The 19,389-nt window shown below is 71.8% G+C and carries 22 protein-coding genes; 15 read left to right on the plus strand and 7 right to left on the minus strand.

Translation table 11 applies throughout. From position 1 onward, the window contains the following. Positions 1–13: 13 nt before the first annotated feature. Complete coding sequence (gene tkt / locus BLR02_RS05995; protein WP_090661632.1) at positions 14–1,960, minus strand: transketolase; 1,947 nt, start codon at positions 1,958–1,960, stop codon at positions 14–16. Positions 1,961–2,180: 220 nt separating this feature from the next. Here tkt and BLR02_RS06000 point away from each other — a divergent pair, with 220 nt between their 5' ends. Next, on the plus strand, positions 2,181–2,918 hold the full coding sequence (locus BLR02_RS06000) for a VIT1/CCC1 transporter family protein (RefSeq protein ID WP_090661380.1): 738 nt from the start codon (positions 2,181–2,183) through the stop codon (positions 2,916–2,918). Between the two features lie 193 nt (positions 2,919–3,111). Here the strand turns inward: BLR02_RS06000 and BLR02_RS06005 are convergent, their stop codons facing one another. Both BLR02_RS06005 and BLR02_RS06010 read right to left on the minus strand, forming a co-directional pair. Further along, positions 3,112–4,356, minus strand: a complete 1,245-nt coding sequence (locus BLR02_RS06005; RefSeq protein ID WP_090661383.1) for a Zn-dependent hydrolase — start codon at positions 4,354–4,356, stop codon at positions 3,112–3,114. 102 nt (positions 4,357–4,458) lie between these two features. Continuing rightward, positions 4,459–4,881, minus strand: coding sequence for a VOC family protein (locus tag BLR02_RS06010; RefSeq protein WP_090661386.1), 423 nt, complete (start codon positions 4,879–4,881; stop codon positions 4,459–4,461). Between the two features lie 63 nt (positions 4,882–4,944). On the opposite strand from BLR02_RS06010, the gene BLR02_RS06015 reads away from it, so the two are divergent. Continuing rightward, positions 4,945–5,202 carry a hypothetical protein gene (locus BLR02_RS06015; protein WP_090661389.1) on the plus strand — a complete coding sequence of 86 codons (258 nt, stop codon included), beginning with the start codon at positions 4,945–4,947 and terminating at the stop codon, positions 5,200–5,202. 3 nt (positions 5,203–5,205) lie between these two features. On the opposite strand, the gene BLR02_RS06020 is transcribed toward BLR02_RS06015, so the two are convergent. From BLR02_RS06020 to BLR02_RS06035, 4 genes are all read right to left on the minus strand, one after another. Next, positions 5,206–6,105 carry an iron-containing redox enzyme family protein gene (locus BLR02_RS06020; protein ID WP_090661392.1) on the minus strand — a complete coding sequence of 300 codons (900 nt, stop codon included), beginning with the start codon at positions 6,103–6,105 and terminating at the stop codon, positions 5,206–5,208. Beyond that, positions 6,106–7,074, minus strand: a complete 969-nt coding sequence (locus tag BLR02_RS06025; RefSeq protein ID WP_090661396.1) for a methyltransferase — start codon at positions 7,072–7,074, stop codon at positions 6,106–6,108. Between the two features lie 119 nt (positions 7,075–7,193). Next, positions 7,194–8,132, minus strand: coding sequence for a histone deacetylase family protein (locus BLR02_RS06030; RefSeq protein WP_090566540.1), 939 nt, complete (start codon positions 8,130–8,132; stop codon positions 7,194–7,196). Then, positions 8,129–8,362, minus strand: a complete 234-nt coding sequence (locus tag BLR02_RS06035) for a sulfurtransferase TusA family protein (RefSeq protein ID WP_090566537.1) — start codon at positions 8,360–8,362, stop codon at positions 8,129–8,131. Before BLR02_RS06035 ends, BLR02_RS06030 begins: the two co-directional genes overlap by 4 nt. A gap of 44 nt (positions 8,363–8,406) precedes the next feature. Between BLR02_RS06035 and BLR02_RS06040 the strand changes: the two genes are divergently transcribed. The 13 genes from BLR02_RS06040 to BLR02_RS06100 all read left to right on the plus strand — a co-directional run bounded on the left by BLR02_RS06040 (position 8,407) and on the right by BLR02_RS06100 (position 19,176). Continuing rightward, positions 8,407–9,303 carry an ROK family protein gene (locus tag BLR02_RS06040; RefSeq protein ID WP_090661399.1) on the plus strand — a complete coding sequence of 299 codons (897 nt, stop codon included), beginning with the start codon at positions 8,407–8,409 and terminating at the stop codon, positions 9,301–9,303. Next, positions 9,293–9,676, plus strand: a complete 384-nt coding sequence (locus tag BLR02_RS06045; RefSeq protein ID WP_090566531.1) for a hypothetical protein — start codon at positions 9,293–9,295, stop codon at positions 9,674–9,676. The genes BLR02_RS06040 and BLR02_RS06045 overlap by 11 nt, the downstream gene beginning before the upstream one ends. Beyond that, positions 9,676–10,938, plus strand: a complete 1,263-nt coding sequence (locus tag BLR02_RS06050) for a DNA polymerase IV (protein ID WP_090661402.1) — start codon at positions 9,676–9,678, stop codon at positions 10,936–10,938. The genes BLR02_RS06045 and BLR02_RS06050 overlap by 1 nt, the downstream gene beginning before the upstream one ends. 205 nt (positions 10,939–11,143) lie before the next feature. After that, positions 11,144–11,923: an SDR family oxidoreductase gene (locus BLR02_RS06055; RefSeq protein ID WP_090566526.1), complete on the plus strand. Its 780-nt coding sequence runs from the start codon at positions 11,144–11,146 to the stop codon at positions 11,921–11,923. A gap of 5 nt (positions 11,924–11,928) precedes the next feature. Beyond that, positions 11,929–12,318 carry a dihydroneopterin aldolase gene (gene folB, locus BLR02_RS06060; protein WP_408735504.1) on the plus strand — a complete coding sequence of 130 codons (390 nt, stop codon included), beginning with the start codon at positions 11,929–11,931 and terminating at the stop codon, positions 12,316–12,318. A 378-nt stretch (positions 12,319–12,696) separates the two neighbouring features. Beyond that, a complete protein-coding gene (uvrC, locus tag BLR02_RS06065) occupies positions 12,697–14,568 on the plus strand; it encodes an excinuclease ABC subunit UvrC (RefSeq protein WP_245704625.1) in 1,872 nt (623 codons plus the stop codon). Between the two features lie 57 nt (positions 14,569–14,625). After that, positions 14,626–15,246 carry a CDP-diacylglycerol--glycerol-3-phosphate 3-phosphatidyltransferase gene (pgsA, locus tag BLR02_RS06070; RefSeq protein WP_090661407.1) on the plus strand — a complete coding sequence of 207 codons (621 nt, stop codon included), beginning with the start codon at positions 14,626–14,628 and terminating at the stop codon, positions 15,244–15,246. Between the two features lie 91 nt (positions 15,247–15,337). Beyond that, complete coding sequence (locus tag BLR02_RS06075; protein ID WP_090661409.1) at positions 15,338–16,024, plus strand: hypothetical protein; 687 nt, start codon at positions 15,338–15,340, stop codon at positions 16,022–16,024. 9 nt (positions 16,025–16,033) lie between these two features. Beyond that, a complete protein-coding gene (moaD, locus tag BLR02_RS06080) occupies positions 16,034–16,285 on the plus strand; it encodes a molybdopterin converting factor subunit 1 (protein ID WP_090661412.1) in 252 nt (83 codons plus the stop codon). Next, on the plus strand, positions 16,282–16,737 hold the full coding sequence (locus BLR02_RS06085) for a molybdenum cofactor biosynthesis protein MoaE (protein ID WP_090661415.1): 456 nt from the start codon (positions 16,282–16,284) through the stop codon (positions 16,735–16,737). Before moaD ends, BLR02_RS06085 begins: the two co-directional genes overlap by 4 nt. Further along, positions 16,734–17,108: a VOC family protein gene (locus BLR02_RS06090; RefSeq protein WP_090661418.1), complete on the plus strand. Its 375-nt coding sequence runs from the start codon at positions 16,734–16,736 to the stop codon at positions 17,106–17,108. Before BLR02_RS06085 ends, BLR02_RS06090 begins: the two co-directional genes overlap by 4 nt. Further along, positions 17,105–18,436, plus strand: a complete 1,332-nt coding sequence (locus BLR02_RS06095; protein ID WP_090661421.1) for a hypothetical protein — start codon at positions 17,105–17,107, stop codon at positions 18,434–18,436. The genes BLR02_RS06090 and BLR02_RS06095 overlap by 4 nt, the downstream gene beginning before the upstream one ends. After that, positions 18,433–19,176, plus strand: coding sequence for a sulfite exporter TauE/SafE family protein (locus BLR02_RS06100; RefSeq protein ID WP_090661423.1), 744 nt, complete (start codon positions 18,433–18,435; stop codon positions 19,174–19,176). Before BLR02_RS06095 ends, BLR02_RS06100 begins: the two co-directional genes overlap by 4 nt. The last annotated feature ends 213 nt before the right edge of the window (positions 19,177–19,389 follow it).

Raw genomic sequence — 19,389 nt, forward strand, 5'->3', positions numbered from 1 at the left:
CTCGACACCATGCTCAACCGATACGCTTCTTCACCGCTGCCGTCACCGCCTCGGCGGTGAGGCCGAAATGACGGAACAGCTCCTCCGCCGGGCCGGAGGCGCCGAAGCCCTCCATCCCGATGAACAGCCCCTCCGGTCCCAGCCAGCGGTCCCAGCCGAAACTCACCGCCGCCTCGATCCCGACGCGCAGCGCATCGCCGAGCACCGCCTCGCGGTAGCCGGCATCCTGCGCGGCGAAGAGCTCCCAGCAGGGCAGCGAGACCACGGCCGTCGGGATACCTTCGGCCTCCAGCGCCGTGCGGGCAACCAGGGCGAGGGACACTTCCGAGCCAGTGGCGATCAAGGTTGCGCGGCGGGTGCCGCTGGCCTCCTCGACGACGTAACCGCCACGCGCACAGCGGTTCTCGCCGGCCTCGGTGCGGTAGGGGGTGAGGTTCTGGCGCGACAGCGCCAGCACGCTTGGCCCGTCCGCCCGCTTCACCGCCAGCTCCCAGCACTCGGCCGTCTCCATCGCGTCGCCGGGGCGGAAGACGAAGAGGTTGGGGATGGCGCGCAGCCCGGCCAGCGTCTCCACCGGCTGGTGCGTCGGCCCGTCCTCGCCGAGGCCGATGCTGTCATGCGTCAGCACATGGATCACGCGCTGGCGCATCAGCGCGGCGAGGCGGATCGCCGGGCGCATGTAGTCGGCGAAGACCAGGAAGGTGCCGGCATAGGGGATGATGCCGCCATGCAGCGCCATGCCGTTCATGGCCGAGGCCATGCCATGCTCGCGCACGCCGTAATGCACGTAGCGCCCGGCGAAATTCTCCGGCGTGACGGAGGGGATGCCCTTCACGTTGGTGTTGTTGGAGCCGGTGAGGTCGGCCGAGCCGCCCACCATCTCCGGCACCGCCGGCACCAGCGCCTCGAGCGCGCGCTGGCTGGCGATTCGGCTGGCGATCTTCGGCCGGTCCTCGGCGGTCTTGGCCCGCAGCGCCGCCAGCGCCTCGTGCCAGGCCTCGGGCAGCCGGCCCGCGACGGCGCGCTCGAAATCCGCCTTCATCGGGTGCTTGGCCAGCCGCTTCAGCCAGGCCCGCCGCGTCCCTGCCGAGCGGCGGCCCGCCGCCTCCCAGCGCTCGCGCAGCCCGTCCGGCACCTCGAAGGGCGGGTGGTTCCAGCCAAGGGCCGACTTCGCCGCCGCCGCTTCCTCCGGACCGAGCGGGCTGCCATGGCTCGCCGCCGTCCCCGCCTTCTTCGGCGCCGAGAAGCCGATGATGGTCCTGCAGGCGATCAGCACCGGCCGCGGCGTCCGCGTCGCCCAGGCCAGCGCCGCCGCCACCTCCGCCGTGTCGTGCCCGTCGACCCGCCGCACCGCCCAGCCATAGGACTGGAAGCGCCGCAGCGTGTCGTCGGTGAAGGACAGATCGGTCGCGCCGTCGATGGTGACGCTGTTGTCGTCCCAGAGCAGGGTCAGCTTGTCGAGGCCGAGATGCCCGGCGAGCGAGGCCGCCTCATGGCTGATCCCCTCCTGCAGGCAGCCATCGCCGCAGATCGCCCAGGTGCGGTGATCGACCAGCGACTTGCCGAAGCGTGCCGCCATCAGCCGCTCGGCCAGCGCCATGCCGACCGCGTTGCCGATGCCCTGGCCGAGCGGCCCGGTGGTGGTCTCGATGCCCGGCGCCTCGCCGAATTCGGGGTGCCCCGCCGCCGGGGAGTGCAGCTGGCGGAAATGCCTGATGTCGTCGATGGTCATCCCAGGCTGCCCGGTCAGGTGCAGGATGGAATAGAGCAGCATCGAGCCATGGCCGGCCGAGAGCACGAAGCGGTCGCGGTCCGGCCAGCGCGGGTCGGCGGCGTCGAATTTGACGAATTGCGAGAACAGCACCGTCGCCACATCGGCCATGCCGAGCGGCATGCCGGGATGGCCGGACTTCGCCTTCTCGACCGCGTCGATGGCGAGCGCCCGGATCGCATCCGCCATCCGCCGTTCATCCGTCGCCGGTCGGGCGAGAATCTCGGCCTGCAGGGCAAGCGCCGGGTTCGGCTTGGGTTGCGGCTGGGAATCGGGCTCCAGGCTGGCCAAAACGGGTATCCTCCAGGCTTGCGCGCCCTATAGGACGCCGGGTCCGGGCCGGCAACCCGGCCAGGCCGCGGGGGATCTCGGAGGCGACACGGAGGCCGCGGCAGTCTAGTCTGGGCGCATGGACACCGCCCTGCAACGCGAGGAGTTGCCGCCCCCGCCCCCGGGACCGCCGGAGGGCGAGCAGCACTTCACCGCCTCCGCGACGGTGCGCGACCTGGTTATCGGCATGGCCGACGGGCTGACCGTGCCCTTCGCCCTCGCCGCCGGCCTGTCCGGCGCCGTCGCCGCCAACCCGCTGATCGTCACCGCCGGCCTCGCCGAGATCGCCGCCGGCTGCGTCGCCATGGGCCTCGGCGGCTATCTCGCCGCCCGCACCGACGCCCAGCACTTCGCCTCCGAGCGGGCCCGCGAGGAGCAGGAGATCCGCGAATACCCGGACCGCGAGCGCTGGGAGGTCTCGGTCATCCTCCACCGCTACGGCCTGCGCGGCGAGGTGCTGCACCGGGCGACCGAGGCCATCGCCGCCGACCGCCGCCGCTGGGTCGACTTCATGATGCGCTTCGAGCTGGAGCTCGCCGAGCCCCTGCCCGGCCGCGCCGCCCGCTCCGCCGCGACCATCGGCGGCGCCTATGTGGTGGGCGGGATGATCCCGCTCTCGCCCTATATCCTGCTGGACGAGACCCACGCCGCCCTGCAGGTCTCGGCGCTGATGACCGGCCTCGCCCTGCTCGGCTTCGGCTGGCTGAAGGCCCGCGCCACCGGCCTGCCGCCGCTGCGGGGCGCCCTGCAGACCCTCGGCATCGGCGGGCTGGCGGCGGCCGTCGCCTATGCGGTGGCGAGTTGGGTAGGCGGCTGACCCAGCCGCGCTTGCCATCCCGGCAGGGTGGGCGTATAGGAATTCTCGCCTAAAGCTTCGGCCGTCCCGGTGGCCCGGCCACCCGCCTCAATCCCTAAAACCTTCAAATCCCGCCGCCTGAATCCAAGCTTTCCAAAGGTTTGAGCCGCATCGGGGGCGGCGGAATTGAAGCGGTTTGAAGCCACGGCCGGCCCTAGACCGCCCGGTTCGCCCGCGCCAGCACCGCCTCGAACAGCACCTGGCACCCCGCCTCCGCCTCGCCCGGCTCGATGCTCTCCGCCTCGTTGTGGCTGAGCCCGTCCTTGCAGGGGGTGAAGATCATCGCCGTCGGCACGCTGCGCGCGACATAGACCGCGTCATGCCCGGCGCCCGAGACGATCTCCCGTGCCGGCAGGCCGAGCCTGGCCGCCGCCTGCCGCACCAGATCGACGCAGCCCGGATCGAAAGGCTGCGCCGGCAGCCGGAACAGCTCCTCCAGCTTCAGCGGCGTCCCGCAGTCGCGGGCGATGAACCCCGCCTCGCGCGGAAACTGCGCCGCCAACCGCTCGATCTCGGCGAAATCCGGATGCCGGAATTCGACGCTGAACCGCACCTCGCCCGGCACCACGTTGCGGCTGTTCGGCAGCACATGCAGCTGCCCGACGGTACCGCGCCCGTCCTCGCCCCGCGCCCGCATCATGCGGTCCACGAGGTCGATGATCCGCGCCGCGCAGACCAGCGCATCGCGCCGGGCGGAGGGCGGCGTGGTGCCCGCATGCGCGTCCTGCCCGGTCACCACCGCATCGTACCAGACCTGCGCCTGCGCCCCGGTGACGATGCCGATCGCCTTACCTTCCTTCTCGAGGATCGGCCCCTGCTCGATATGCAGCTCGAAATAGGCATCCGCCGGGAAGGGCTTCGCCGGCACCTCGCCCTTGTAGCCGATCGAGGTCAGCGCCTCCTCGACCGAGACGCCCTCGACATCGCGCAGCCCATAGACCTTCTCCAGCGGATAGATGCCGGCCCAGGCGCCGCTGCCCATCAGCGAATGGCCGAAGCGGCTGCCTTCCTCATCGGTCCAGTTCACCAGCTCGACCGGCGCCTCGGTGGTGATGCCGAGGTCGTTGAGCGAGCGCATCACCTCGAGCCCGGCGATGACGCCGAGCGCGCCGTCGAATTTCCCGCCCGAGGGCTGGCTGTCGAGATGGCTGCCCATCAGCACCGGCAGCCGCGTCGGGTCGCGCCCCTCGCGCCGGGCGAACATGTTGCCGATGGCATCCACCCGCACCGTGAGGCCGAGCGCCTCGCACCAGCCGCGGAACCGCTCCCGCCCCTGCCGGTCCAGATCGGTCAGGGTCAGGCGCTTCACGCCGCCCTTCGGCGTGGCGCCGATCTCGGCCATGCTCATCAGGCTGTCCCACAGCCGCTTGCCGTCGATCCGCTGATTGGTGCCGCTCATCGCCAAGACCCCTTGCTGCCGGCGCCATAGGCCGGGCCAGCCTGTGCCGCAAGCCTCGGCACACTGGCTGCGCCCGCATGTCGGTCACGGAAGGGTCCCGCCCTACCAGACCGGCCAGAGCCCCGGCGTCGCCAGCTCCAGCAGGTTGCTGTCCGGGTCGCGGAAATAGATGCTGATGCTGCCGCGGGGCCATCGCGTACGCCCCTCGACGGCGATGCCGTGCCCGGCCAGCCGCGCCTCCCAGGCCGGCAGCGCCTCGGCCGTGACGGCGAGCGCCGCATGCACCCCGCCGATGCCGTCATGCGGCGGGATGGTGCCGCCCGGCAGATGCACCGTCTCCGTGGTGCTGCCACGGAGGAAGACCAGCAGCGCGCTCCGCCCACCGACCGGATAGGCGGTCAGCCGCTCATCGGCGAACATCGGCGCAAGGCCGAGCACGCCCTCGTAGAAGCCGCGCGCCCGCGCCATGTCGGCGGCATAGAGCGCGGTCTCGAGCAATCCGGCGAGCGGCGGGGCATCGGTCATGCCGCATCCTCCCTCCACGCCGCGCCCCTTCGCAAGCCGGCCATGCCACACGACATGATGGGGATGCGATGGCTCCTCCTCCTTGGCCTGATCGGCGCCGCGCTGCCGGCCGCGGCGCAGCAGCTCCCGCCCATCCCCGCGACACCGGCCGAGCGCCAGCGCCAGCTCGACGCCTGGTGGGCCCGGCAGCGCGAGAAGGAGGCGACCGACCGCGCCATCAACGGCCCGCGCGAGGCGCGGCGCGACCTGACGCGCGACCAGTTCGAGCGCTGGAACCGGCAGAACGACCGGCGGCGGGGAATCCCGCCGCCGCCCTTCTAAGCCTCAGAACGGAAGGCGCAGGGCCTGCCGGTAGCGCGCGAAACAGGCCGCGCCGCATTCGAGCCGCATCAGCGCGCCCTCGGCCATGGCCGTCGCATAGCGCGGATCCTCGGCGACGAGCGGTCGGATAGCCTCGGCATTCCAGGCCAATGAGTGCTTCACATCCAGTATGGCGTGCAGGTCGAAATAGTGCCGGTCGCCCGCCGGCACCTTCAGCCGCTTCAGCCCCCGCGCGACCATGGCCGAGCGGCCAGGGGCCGTCTGCTCGATCACCCCGAGCGCACCGACCGAGTGATAGGCGTAGCGCCGGTTCGCCGCGAGCCCGGCCATGACATTGGCCAGCGCCAGCGCCTCCCACACCGTCGTCTCGATCCGCGGCTCGAGGCCGAGCCGGTGGGCGAGCGTGTCCAGCAACGGGCCGTGCATGCCCTTCGGGTTGCCACGGCCCATCTCGTCCCAGTAGTTGCGCGCGATCTCGAGCTTCGGCCGTTGCGGCATCCGCACCTGCGTCAGGGCGGCCAGATCCTCGAAGCCGGCCTCACCGGCGACTTCCTGGGTCAGGAACCAGCGCATCTCCTCCATCGAGGCCTGCCCGGCCAGCCAGGGGAAGAGCGGGTCGCCCTGGCCAGGGCCGGTGCGGTCCAGCGCTTCGAACCAGGCGATGAAGCCGTCGGGATCGGTCGGGGCCTCGGCGGCGCGGGCGGCGACCGCGGCACGGCGCACCTCCAGGTACCGGGCTTCCTCCCGCTCCAGGACGCTCATCTCCTCCCGGTCCTGGTCCCAGTCGCTGTCGGGAAGCGCCGGGGTGAAGCGGCGGCGGTTCAGCCCGGACAGCCGACGTTGCAGGCGGTCCTGCGCGGCGTCCTCGGGCGTGGTGATCGGATACAGGCTGCCTTCCGGCATTCATCGCCCTCCTGGCTTCGTGATGGTGAGTACAACTGCGGCGATGCGGTCAGCCTGGTCATAGGCGCCGTCCTCAAGCTCCTCGCCGAAGACGTCTGGGTCGGCCTCACGGTAGCGCCAGGCCATGTCCATCCCGGCGAGGCGCCCCGCGGCCGCTGCGTGGAAGGCGTCATGCCCCTCCACGATGGCAACGCCGGTGTAGAGGACCAGGGTGCCACCCGGCGCCAGGCGCTCCAGCGCCGCGTCGAGGATGGCGATGGACAGGCCCTCGCCGAGGGATCCGCCGCCATGCCGGTAGGAACGCCGTGCCGGGTCCAGCAGATAGGGCGGATTGGAGACGATCCAATCGAAATCGCCCGGTACCCCGGACAACAGGTCGCTGCGGAAGGCCGCGGCGTTGGACGTGCCGGCCAGGACGGCATTGATCCGCGCGAGGCGGAGCGCGGCATCGTTGATGTCGAGCATCGCGACCGCCGCGCCCGGACAGGCCGCGGCTACGAGGATGCCGCCCGGACCCGCGCCGCAACCGATATCGGCGGCACGGTGGATGGGGGCGGCGCGGGCGGCCAACTCGATCCGGATCGCCGAGGCGAAGCGATAGGTGTCGGGGCCGAAGAACACGGCATCGGCGGCATCGGTCGGATAGGCGGAATGCAGGAACAGCGCCCCGTCCAGGCTGGAAAGCCGCACCAAGCTCCGCCAGAGACCGCCTTCGGACTCCGGCACCGCCACCTCGGCACGCTGCATCAGCGCGAACAATTCGGCCGGCATCACATCCGGCGAGAACGGCCTGCTCCAGCCGAACACCCCGCGCAGGTCACGGGCAACCTCGTTGCCGGGTCGCCGGTTGACCCGCGCATGGGTCGCGGGCGTCGGCGTGACGAAGCGGTAGCCGCCGTCTCGCAGTGCCTTGGCCAGGGCAAGAAGCGACGCATCGGCCTCGCACAGGAGGGGGGCGGGAGTGGACATTCAGCCAGAGCGAACGGCAACCGCGTCGCGAGGTTCCGCACAAGGGTGCGGCATGCCCCGGCAGGACATCCCTTCGCAAGCCGCGGCGGGCTTCGCCGCCCTGGTCCCGGGCGGGGCTGTCAGGCCTGCATCAGCACCCGCAGATGCGCCGCCGTGCTGCTGGCGAGCGCGTCGAGGTCGTAGCCGCCCTCCAGCAGGCTGACGACATGCCCGCCGCAGCGCCGCTCGGCGATGGCGCAGAGCTCCGCCGTCAGCCAGGCGAAATCCGGCTCCCGCAGGCGGAGCTGCGCCAGCGGGTCCCGTGCATGGGCATCGAAGCCGGCCGAGATCACCAGCAGCCCGGGGTCGAACCCATCGATCGCCGGCAACAGGCCCTGCCAGGCCTCGCGGAACTCGGCGCCATCCGCGCCGGGGCGGAGCGGGACGTTGAAGATATTGCCGACGCCGCGCTCCCGCGCATCGCCGGTACCCGGATAGAGCGGCCATTGATGCGAGGAGGCGTAGAGGATGCTGCCATCCGTCTCGACGCAGGCCTGGCTGCCATTGCCGTGATGCACGTCGAAATCGATGATGGCGATGCGCTCGACGCCATGGATCGCCTGGGCATGGCGGGCGGCGATGACGGCATTGGCGAAGAAGCAGAAGCCCATCGGCCGCGCCGGCTCGGCATGGTGGCCGGGCGGGCGGGTGGCGCAGAAGGCGCGGCGGACGCTGCCCCCGGCGGGGCCGCCCAGTACGGCATCCACCGCGGCGACGGCGGCGCCCGCGGCGCGCAGCGCGGCCTCGGCGCTGCCATCGCTCATCAGCGTGTCGGCATCCAGCGCGACGGTCTCGCCGGCCGCCGGGCGGATCGCCAGGATGGCCTCGACATAGTTCCGCGGATGGACGCGGACCAGCTGCTCCACCGTTGCCTCCGGCGCCTCGGCGCGCACCAGGTCGCTGAACTCCTCCGCCTCCAGCGCGCGCAGCACGGCGCGCAGGCGGTCGGGGCATTCCGGGTGGTAGTCGCCGGGGTCGTGCCGCAGGCAGGCGCGATGGGTCAGCAGCAGGACGCTCATGCCGTCTCCTTCTTGCGGATGACGAAGCGCCAGACCCCGTCCGCCTCCCCGGCCTCGTCCAGGCTGTGCCCGGTCTCGGCGCAATAGGCGGGAAAGTCCTTCGCCGCCGCCGGGTCGGTGGCAAGCACCACCAGCCGCGCCCCGGCGGGCAGGCCGCGCAGCGCCTTGTTGGCCTTGAGCACCGGGAGGGGGCAGGACAGCCCCTGCACATCGAGCAGCGTTTCCGACATGCTGCGAGTCCAGCACCCGCCCCTTCGGATGACAAGCAGCAGTCATGGCGATACGCCTCGGCATCGATCTCGGCGGCACCAAGACGGAGATCGTGGCCCTCGACGAGGCCGGCGCCATCCGGCTCCGCCGCCGCGCCCCGACGCCACCGGCCCATGCCGGGGTGGTCGCCCTCATCGGCGGGCTGGTGGAGGCCGCGGAGCGGGAGCTCGGCCAGCAGGGCACCGTCGGCATCGGCATCCCCGGCAGCCTGTCGCCGGCCACGGGTCTGGTGCGCGGGGCGAATTCCACCTGGCTGAATGGCGGGCGGCTGGATGCGGACATCGCCGCGCGCCTCGGCCGGCCCGTGCGCCTCAGCAATGACGCCAATTGCCTGGCGATGAGCGAGGCGGCGGACGGCGCCGGGGCGGGGCATGGCACCGTCTTCGCCGCGATCCTCGGCACCGGCGTCGGCGCCGGGATCGTCATCGGCGGCCGGCTGGTGGAGGGGCGCAACCGCATCGCGGGCGAATGGGGGCACAACCCGCTGCCCTGGATGACGCCGGCCGAGCATCCCGGCCCGGCCTGCTGGTGCGGCCGGCGGGGCTGCATCGAGACCTTCCTCTGCGGCCCGGCGCTCGCCGCCGATGCCGATGGACGGGGCGCCCGCGACGCCGGCCCCCTCCCCCTGCGAGCCGCGGCCGGAGACCAGTCCGCCGCTGCGGCGCTTGCACGCCATGCCGACCGGCTCGCCCGGGCGCTGGCCCATGTGATCAACCTGCTGGACCCGGACTGCATCGTGCTGGCGGGCGGGCTGTCGAACATGGCGCATCTGTACGAGGAGGTGCCGCGCCGCTGGCGCGACTTCGTCTTCTCCGACGTGGTGGAGACGCCCCTGCTCCGGGCGCAGCACGGCGACAGCTCCGGCGTGCTCGGCGCGGCGAGGCTCTGGGATGCGGCCTGAGCTCCGCGCCGGCGCTGCCTATGCCGCGGCGATGTTCGGGCTCGGCGCCCTGCTCGGCCTGCTGCGCGAGCTGGTCCTCGCGCCCCGCCTCGGCGCCACCGCCGCAGCCGCGATCGAGGCGGTGCCGATGCTGCTCGGCATGGCGATTCTCGCCCCCCTGATCGCTGGCCGGCTGGCGGTGCCGCCGGCGCTGCCCGCCCGGCTCGGCATGGGGGCCGCTGGCCTCCTGCTGCTGATCCTGGCCGAGAGTGCCCTTGATGTGCTGGTGCGCGGCCAGACGCTCTGGCTCGAACGGATGCGGAGCCCGGCCGGCTGGATCGGCCTCGGCCTGCTCGCCGCCTTCGCCGCCATGCCGGCGCTGCGGCCCCGCTGATGCCGAGCCTCTGCCGCGACTGCTTCCGCGAGGTGCCTGACGGTCGTGGCACCTGCCCGGCCTGCACCTCACGCCGCCTGGTGCGCCATCCGGAGCTGTGGACCCTCACCGTCGCCCATGTCGATTGCGACGCCTTCTATGCCAGCATCGAGAAGCGGGACCGGCCGGAGCTGCTGGCCCTGCCGGTCATCGTCGGTGGCGGCAAGCGGGGCGTGGTCTCGGCCGCCTGCTATATCGCCCGTACCCGCGGCGTGCGCAGCGCCATGCCGATGTTCAAGGCGCTGGCGCTCTGCCCGGATGCCGTCGTCATCAAGCCGGACATGGCGAAATACGTGGCCGCCGCCCGGCAGATCCGCGGGCTGATGGAAGGGCTGACGCCGCTGGTGCAGCCGCTCTCGATCGACGAGGCGGTGCTCGATCTCCGCGGCACCGACGCGCTGCACCGCGCCCCGCCCGCTGCCGTGCTCGCCCGCTTCGCCCGCGCGGTGGAGCAGCAGGTCGGCGTCACCGTCTCCATCGGCCTCGCCGCCAACCGGCTGATGGGCAAGCTGGCGGCGGAGCGGGACAAGCCGCGCGGCTTCGCCGTGATCGGCGCCGGCGAGGCGGCGGCCTGGCTGGCGCCCCAGCCGGTGACGCTGCTGCCCGGCGTCGGCCCTGCGCTCGCCCGGCGGCTGGAGGCGGCGGGCTTCACCCGGCTCGGCCAGCTTGCGGTGCTGACCCCGCGCGAGGCGGCCCTGCGCTTCGGCGAGGAGGGACCCTCCCTCGCCGCCCGCGCCCGCGGCGAGGACAACCGTCCGGTGAACCCGGCGCGCGACACCAAGAGCATCAGCGCCGAGACCACCTTCGACCACGATCTCTCGGCGATCCCCGAGCTGGAAGCACCGCTCTGGCGGCTGTGCGAGAAACTGGCCCGCCGGTTGAGGGAGAAGGAGCTGGCCGCCGCCGGGGTGGTGCTCAAGCTGAAGACGGCCGGCTTCGCGCTCCGCACCCGCAATGCCCGGCTGCCCTCGCCCACGCGGCTGCCGGAGACGCTCTTCGCCGCTGCCCGGCCGCTGCTGGCGCGGGAGGCGGATGGCACGCGCTTCCGGCTGATCGGTATCGGCGCTCAGCCCCTCGCCCCAGCCATCGGCGCCGATCGCGGCGATCTGGCCGATCCGGACGCGCCCCGCCGCGCTGCCCGCTGGCAGGCGGTGGAGGCGCTGCGGGCACGCTTCGGCGAGGCGGCGGTGATGCAGGGCCGCGGGCTGAAGCCGCGCGCATGACGGAGACCGCCGGCTTCTGACCCCTGCCCATGCCGGCTGGCATTCCAGGGCGGCTGTATCCGGGCACCGTGCCAGGCCGCCATGCGCCGCTGGAGGTTTCCGGTCGGAGACGGCGGCGCAGCGGGATTTTGTCGCCTGCGTCACCGGCGGCTGACCACCCCACCAGGCAGGCGACAGCGGGCCGGAGGGCTGCTACAGCGCCGCCATGTTCCCCATTTCCCCCTCCATCCCCCGCGCGGCCCTGGTCACCGGGGGCGCCAAGCGCCTTGGCCGGGCCATTGCCCTCGGCCTTGCCGAGGCCGGCTTCGACATCGCGGTGCATTACGCCGGCAGCGCCGACGAGGCGGCACGTACCGCCGAGGAGATCCGCGCGTTCGGCCGCCGTGCGACGGTGCTGAAAGCCGACCTGGCGGCAGAGGCGGAGACGGCGGCGTTGCTGCCTGCGGCCACCGCCGCGCTCGGCCCGGTCGGCGTGCTGGTGAACAATGCCAGCACCTTCGAGCGCGACGAGTGGGAGGATGCGAGCCGGGAAAGCTGGGACCGCCATATCGAGCCCAATCTCCGCGCGCCCTTCCTGCTTGCTCAGGCCATGGCTCGCGCGTTGCCCGCCGGGGCCGAGGGGCTGGTGCTGAACATGCTCGATCAGCGGGTCTGGTCGCTGACGCCGCATTTCACCAGCTACACCCTCTCGAAGGCCGGTCTCTGGACCCTGACCCAGACCCTTGCCCTGGCGCTTGCCCCGCGCATCCGGGTGAACGGCATCGGCCCGGGCCCGGCGCTGCCGAGCCCCCGCCAGACCGAGGAGCAGTTCCGCAAGCAGTGTCTCTCGGTCCCGCTTCGCCACGGCACCAGTCCGGAAGAGATCGCCCGCGCCGTACTGGCGGTCCTCGCCCTGCCTTCGATGACCGGTCAGATGATCGCCCTCGATGGCGGCCAGCACCTGCAATGGGCTCCTTGCCCCGAGACGGGGGCGCCGGAGGAATGAGCGGGATGGGATTTGCCCCCGATGCCGAGCGGCAGCTGCGCCTCGTCTTCGTCCGCGGCCTCGCCCTTCAGGCGCGGCTTGGCATCTATCCGCACGAGAAGGCGGCACCGCAACGCGTCATCATCGGCGTGGAACTGGCCGTGGAGGATGAGGCGGCGCCGGCCTCGGTCGGCAGCGACGACCTTCGGCGGGTGGTGAATTACGAGAGCGTCGTGCGCGCCGCCCGCGCTGCCGTGGATGGCCATACCCTGCTTGTCGAGACCCTGGCGGAGCGGATCGCTGCCGCGGCGCTGGCGGACCCGCGCGTGGTGCGGGCACGTGTCACTGTGGAGAAGCCGGATGCCTTCCCGGACGCCGCGACCGTAGGCGTTACGATCGAGCGGATCCGCGGCTGAGCGCCTGACACGGCGAGGCAGCAACGGTTCGCCCGAAAATCCATCCACCGATAAATTGAACGCAGCCAAGGCGGCATTCCTGTCAAGCCCAACAACTCCCTTGACCTGCCGATGACCGCGTCCAAAACGTAAACACGAGCGATTTCAAGATGTTACGCAGATGCTTAAAAAACGCGCAAACACATATGACTGGCGGATGACAGCCAGTTTCGGCTCGATACCACCATCCGGTCCACAGACTTGTCCACAGGATCGGTGGAGAAATACGGGTTGTGCCCGACACTCCTGCTGCCCTTATCACCCGGCATGACGGAAGCCGGATCCGAGCCCCCGATCGACACCGAAGCGGCGGATATGCCTGCGGATGTGTCCCCGGACATGCCTCAGGAGGCCGCCCCTGAGGCGCCCGTGATGGAGGGCGTGCGGGTGATCGAGGCGGCGCTTGCCACCCTGCCGCTCTCGCCTGGCGTCTACCGGATGCTCGATGCCAAGGGGGATGCCCTCTATGTGGGCAAGGCGCGTGCCCTCAAGAAGCGCGTGGTGGCCTATACCCAGATCGGCCGCCTGCCCGAGCGCCTGCGCCGCATGGTCCATGAGACCCGCAGCCTCGAGGTCATCACTACGGCCTCGGAGGCCGAGGCCCTGCTGCTCGAGGCCAATCTCATCAAGCGGCTGAGGCCGCGCTACAACATCGTCCTGCGGGACGACAAATCCTATCCCTGGCTGGTCCTGACGGAGGACCACCCCTATCCGCAGATCACCAAGCATCGCGGCGAACGGCGGAAGGGCGCCAGCTATTGGGGGCCCTTCGCCTCCGCCTGGGCGGTGAACCAGACGCTGACGGCCTTGCAGCGGGTGTTCCTGCTGCGCTCCTGCCGGGACACGGTCTTCGACAGCCGCGACCGGCCCTGCCTGCTCTTCCAGATCCGCCGCTGTTCGGCCCCCTGCGTCGACCGCATCTCGAAGGAGGATTACGCGGAGCTGGTGGCGGAGGCGAAGCAGTTCCTCTCCGGTGAGACGCCTTCCATCCAGAAGAACCTCGCCCGCGAGATGGAGGAGGCCGCCGAGGCGCTGGAATTCGAACGGGCCGCGGCATTACGTGACCGCATCCGCGGCCTGACCCATATCCAGGGCCGTGACCGGATCAACATGGAAGGCATCGGCGATGCCGATGTCGTGGCGCTGCACCAGCTTGCCGGGCAGACCTGCGTGCAGGTCTTCTTCTTCCGCGGCGGGCGGAACAACGGCAACCGGCCCTATTTCCTGTCGAAGGGCGAGCAGGGGCCGGAGGAGGTCATGGGCGCCTTTCTCGGCCAGCTCTATGACGACCTGCCGCCGCCGCCCCTCGTCCTGCTGAGCCATGAGCCGGCGGAGCGGGGGCTGATCGCCGAGGCGCTGTCCATCAAGGCCGGCCGGAAGGTGGAGCTGCACCGGCCGCAGCGCGGCGACAAGCGCTCGGCGGTCGAGCATGCCGAGACCAACGCCCGTGAGGCGCTGGAGCGCCGCATGGCGGAGGGCACGGCGCAGCAGACCCTGCTGGCCGGCGTCGCCACCCTCTTTGACCTGCCCTCCATGCCGGAGCGGATCGAGGTCTATGACAACTCCCATATCCAGGGCGCGCATGCCTATGGGGTGATGGTCGCAGCCGGGCCGAGCGGCTTCCTGAAGCAGGCCTACCGGAAATTCTCGATCCGTGGCCCGGTGAAGCCCGGCGACGATTTCGGCATGATGCGCGAGGTCTTTGAGCGCCGCTTCGGCCGCGCCCTGAAGGAGGACCCGGAGCGGGAGAGCGGCACCTGGCCCGACCTGGTGCTGATCGATGGCGGCCTCGGCCAGCTCAACGCGGCGCGGGAGATCATGGCGGAGCTCGGCGCGCATGACATTCCCCTGGTCGCCGTCGCCAAGGGGCCGGACCGGGATGCCGGGCGCGAATGGTTCCACCGTGCCGGGCAGCAGCCCTTCCAGCTCCCGCCGCGCGACCCGGTGCTCTATTACCTGCAGCGGCTGCGGGACGAGGCGCATCGCTTCGCCATCACCACCCACCGCGCCGGGCGCTCGAAGGCATTGACCACCTCGGAGCTGGACGAGATCCCGGGCGTCGGCAGCGCCCTGAAGCGCAAGCTGCTCAATCATTTCGGCTCGGCCCGCGGGGTGCGGAACGCGGCGCTGGAGGATCTGGCGAATGCTCCCGGCATCGGCCCGGCCGTGGCACGGAAGATCCATGGGCATTTCCATCCGGGCGGGAGCTGATCGGGCGGCACAGCATGACTGGACGGGCGCGCGCCGCTCCGCCATGACTGCGCCGACATGCCAACCGACCTGCCCAACCTGCTGACGCTGTCGCGTATCGCAGCCATCCCGCTGCTGGTGCTGCTGGTGGCGTTGCGCACGCCCTTGGGCGATGTCGGCGCCTGCCTGGTCTTCTCGCTCGCCGCCATCACCGACTATTTCGACGGCAAGATCGCGCGCCAGCGCCAGAGCATCTCCGGCTTCGGCCGCATGCTGGACCCGATCGCCGACAAGCTGCTGGTCGCCGCCGCGCTGATGCTGCTGGCCGGGCTCGGCCGCCTGCCGGGCCTGTCGCTCTACCCCGCGATTCTCATCATGCTGCGGGAGATCCTGGTTTCCGGCCTCCGCGAATACCTGGCCGAACTGCGCATCGGCCTGCCGGTGACGCGGTTGGCGAAGTGGAAGACCGGCTTCCAGATGGGCGCGCTGGGCACGCTACTGGCCGGCGAGACCGGCGCCGCCGTCCTGCATCTCTCCTTCCTGCCGGTGGCGCTCATCGGCGAGGCGATGCTCTGGACCGCGGCGGCCCTCACGCTCGTCACCGGCTGGGACTATCTGCTGGCGGGCATCCGCAATGCGGAGACGACGGCGTCGCCCAAGCCGGCGGATCGCCGCACGGAACCAGCCATACGTCCTTGACGCTCTTTCCCTTGAGGCGCGGCCGGTGGCAGCGCATGGTGCAGCCGATTCACCCGGCCGGCACGCTCGGCCGGGACCACAGGAGTTGACGATGCGACGGATTGGCGGATCGGCGGCGGCACTCGGCCTGGCCGCGCTGCTCGGGGGCTGCGGCTGGGCGAATACGGCCAGCTACAAGGCGGTGAACGGCGTGACCAATGCCGGTGCATCCGTCGGCATGCCCTGGGGCCGGATGGACGCCACGCCGCCGGAGCAGAGCGAGACCATTGCCCGCATCAGCGGCCAGCCGCCGCAGCTCGCCTCGCTGCGGCCGGAGGAGGGCAATGTCTGGCCGGCGCAGGAAGGCCCGCGCGCGACCCTCGCCAATCCCGACGCCGCCATGCGCAACATCCCCGCCTATCGTCCGGGCGAGCTGGACCGCATGTCGGCACCGGCCGGCCGCTCGACCTGGCAGCCGACCGACCCGCCGGTTCCGCCACGGGCCCCGCCCGGCATCAACAGCTCCTCATCCCCGCCGCCGCCGCCGATCCGCCAGATGGATCCGCCGCGCGCCACAGTCCTTCCGCCGCCTGTCGGCGCCACCTCGCCGCCGCCGGCGCGGACGGATGGGCGGGTGATCCAGACCCCCTCCGGTCCCGTCACCACCACCGGCGGCACCGGCCGGGTGCAGGGCTACGTCACCCCGGGCGGCGGCACCGGCACGCTGCATAATGACGGCAACACCACCACCTTCGTCGGCCCCAACGGTCAGGTGCAGACCATGCCCACGCCGCGCTGAGGCCAACCCGTGCGCGTGCTCTATTTCGCCTGGGTGAAGCAGCATGTCGGCGTTGCGGAGGAGGAGGTGGCCCCGCCGCCCGAGGTGCGGGACGTGGCCGGGCTGATCGACTGGCTGGCCGGACGCAGCCCTGGCCATGCCGCCGCATTCGCCAACCGCAAGACGATCCGCGCCGCGGTGAACCAGGATTTCGCCGGGCCTGACCACCCGGTGACGGCGGGCGACGAGATCGCCTTCTTCCCCCCGGTGACCGGCGGATGACGCCCCGCATCGCCATCCAGGAGGCGCCCTTCGACCTCGCCGAGGAGACCGCGCGGCTGACCGAGGGCCGCAGCGATATCGGCGGCCTCGCCAGCTTCGTCGGCCTCTGCCGCGCCGATGACGGGCTGGCGGCGATGGTGCTCGAGCATTACCCGGGCATGACGGAGCGGGCGATCACCCGAATCGCCGAGGAGGCCGCCGGGCGCTGGCCGCTGTTCGGGATCACTGTCATCCACCGGGTCGGGCGGTTGCCGCCGGGGGCGCCGATCGTGCTCGTGCTCACCGCCTCGGCCCATCGCGCCGCGGCGCTCGAGAGCTGCGCCTTCCTGATCGATTGGCTGAAGACCGGCGCGCCCTTCTGGAAGCGCGAGGAACTCGCCGATGGCGAGTCCCGCTGGGTCGAGGCCAAGGCGGCTGACGACGCGGCCGCCGCGCGCTGGACCGCGGCTTGACCCTCGGCCCGCTGGCCCGCCTGGAACTCGCCTGCCATGACCTGCAGCGGCAACGGGAATTCTATGCCCGCATCCTGCAGCTGCCGGTACTTGGCCCCGGGCCCGGGCTCAGCTTCGCCATGGGGCCGGTGACGCTGGTGCTGCGGCCGCGGGGCGATGTGCTCTTCCCCGCCTCGGCGGCTGGCCCTTGCGAGCCGGGCACGCTCATCGCCCTCACCGTCGAGGACGCCGAGCTGGACCGCTGGCACCGGCGCATGCTGACGCTGCGCGTCGCGGTGCTGGATGCGCCGGGCCCGGCCGGGGCACCGCCGAGGATGATGCGGGTCGCCGATCCCGAGGGCAATGTGATCGAGCTCTTCGTCCCGGCGTGAGCCTCCTCCTCGGGGCACTGCTCTTGATCTGGCCGGCGCTGCTGAACGGCTATCCGCTTGTCTTCAGCGATACCGGCGCCTTCCTTGCGCTGACAGTCGAGGGCTGGCCGGTCTGGGACAAGCCGCCCGCCTATGGGCTGGCGCTGCGCGCCTTCAGCCTCGGGATAGGCCTCTGGGGCCCGGCGCTGGCCCAGGGGCTGCTGCTCTCCTGGCTGTTGCGGCTCGTGCAGCGGGGCTTCCTTGGCGAGGCCGGCGCGGGGCGCCACCTGCTGCTGTGCGCCGGCCTCGCCGCCGGGACGGCCGCGCCCTGGTTCACCGCGCTGCTGCTGCCGGATATCCTGGCGCCGGCCCTGGTGCTCTCCATCGCCCTGCTTGGCTTCGTCGGAGAGCGCCTGTCGGTGGCCGAACGCCTTGGCCTCCAGGCGCTGGCGGCCTTCACCATGGCGGCGCACCCCTCCCACCTGCCGCTCGGCATGGCGCTGCTGGTACCGGTGCTCGCGCTGCGGCGCCCGGTGCTGCGCTGCGCGCTGCCGCTGGGCGTGGCGCTCGGGTTGGTGATGGCGGGCAATCTCGCCCTGCATGGGCGCCCTGCCCTCTCCCCCTTCGGCGCCGTCTTCCCGCTCGCCCGTCTGGTGGCGGATGGGCCCGCCGCGCGGATTATCGCGGCGCGCTGCCCGGCCTCCGGCTGGGAGCTCTGCCGCTGGGTTGGGCGCCTGCCACAAGACTCGGACGAGTTCCTGTGGTCCCGAACCGGCCCGGTCTGGAGCCCGCGCGGCGATGGCGCGCTTCCAGGCGGCCCGATCAGCCTCGCACCGGAGGCCAGCGCCATCCTTGCTGAGACGCTGCTGCGGGAGCCCTTCGGCGTGCTGCGGGCGGCCCTGGCGAATGGCTGGGCGCAGCTTTGGCGGGACAGGGTGGGCGACGTGCTCGGGCCGGAACACCTGGCTGCATCGGTCGGTCGGCAATTGAGCCTCGGCTTCCCAACGGCTGAGGGCGCGCGATTCGCCGCCGGGCTGCAGGCGGTTGGCCAGTTGCCGATGGCGGCGGCCCCCTTCCTGCTGGTGCATCCGGTCGTCCTGCTATGCGGCGCCGCCGGCGCCCTGCTGGGCGGCTGGCGGGCCTGGCGGGCGGGGGACCGGGCACTGCTCGGGCTGGTTGTCGGAGTGCTGGTCGGCGTGCTGGCGAATGCGCTGGTGACCGGAGCCCTTTCCGGCCCGCATGACCGCTACGGCGCGCGCATCGCTTGGCTCCTGCCACTCGCCGCGCTGCTGGCGCTTCGGCCGGTGCCGAAGCAAGCGGCGGGCGCCGCATCCAGACTGCCGGCATGACCCTGATCGATGCCCTGCCGGTGATCGGCGCCTTCCTCCTTGCCGGCTTCGTCAAAGGCTTGGCCGGCTTCGGCCTGCCGACCGTGACCCTCGGCCTCCTCGTCCTCGTCCGGCCGCTGCCGGATGCGATGGCCCTGATGCTGGTGCCGGCGCTGGCGACCAATATCTGGCAGGGCTTCGTCGGCCCGGCCCTGGTGCCGGCGCTGCGGCGGCTCTGGCCTTTCCTGCTCGCGGCGGGGCTCGGGGCCCTGGCGGGCACCGGCATCCTGGCGCGATCGGACGCCGTGATGCTCTCCGGCCTGCTTGGGCTGCTGCTGGTGGCCTCGGCGGCGCTCTCCCTCTCCGGCTGGCCCGTGCCCCAACCCGGACCGGAGCGGGAGCGGTGGGTCTCGCCTCTGGTCGGACTCGCCTCTGGACTGGTGACGGGGATGACGGGCAGCTTCCTGATGCCGGCGGCGCCTTACCTTGTCGCGCTGCGGCTGCCGCCTCAGCAATTCATCCAGGGCTTCGGCCTCGGCGTGATCGTGGCGACGGGTGCCCTGGCGATCGGCCTCGCCGGTGGCGGGCTGCTGCCGCCGGAGATTGGCCTCGCCTCGCTGGCCGGGGTGGTGCCGGCCTTCCTCGGCATGGCCCTCGGCCAGCGCCTGCGGCGCGGCATGCCCGAGGCACGGTTCCGCAAGGTGGTGCAGGCAGCGCTCGGGCTGCTCGGCCTCTACCTCGCGCTGCGCGCTTTCACCTAATACCAAGTCTCCGAGAGCGTGACTCGTTGGGGATTCCCAGACTGGCGTCGCTCTGATTCAACATGGCGAACAGGGGAGCTTCGCCATGCCCATCCCACTCCGAGCTGACTTTGACGCAGCTGGGCTTCGTGCTGCGGCTCGCCGGACCAAGGATGCGGCCCAAGCCCGTCGCCTGCTGGCCTTGGCTGCCGTTTACGACGGAGTGTCGCGCAC

It is taken from the genome of Belnapia rosea (assembly GCF_900101615.1).
Lineage (GTDB): Bacteria > Pseudomonadota > Alphaproteobacteria > Acetobacterales > Acetobacteraceae > Belnapia > Belnapia rosea.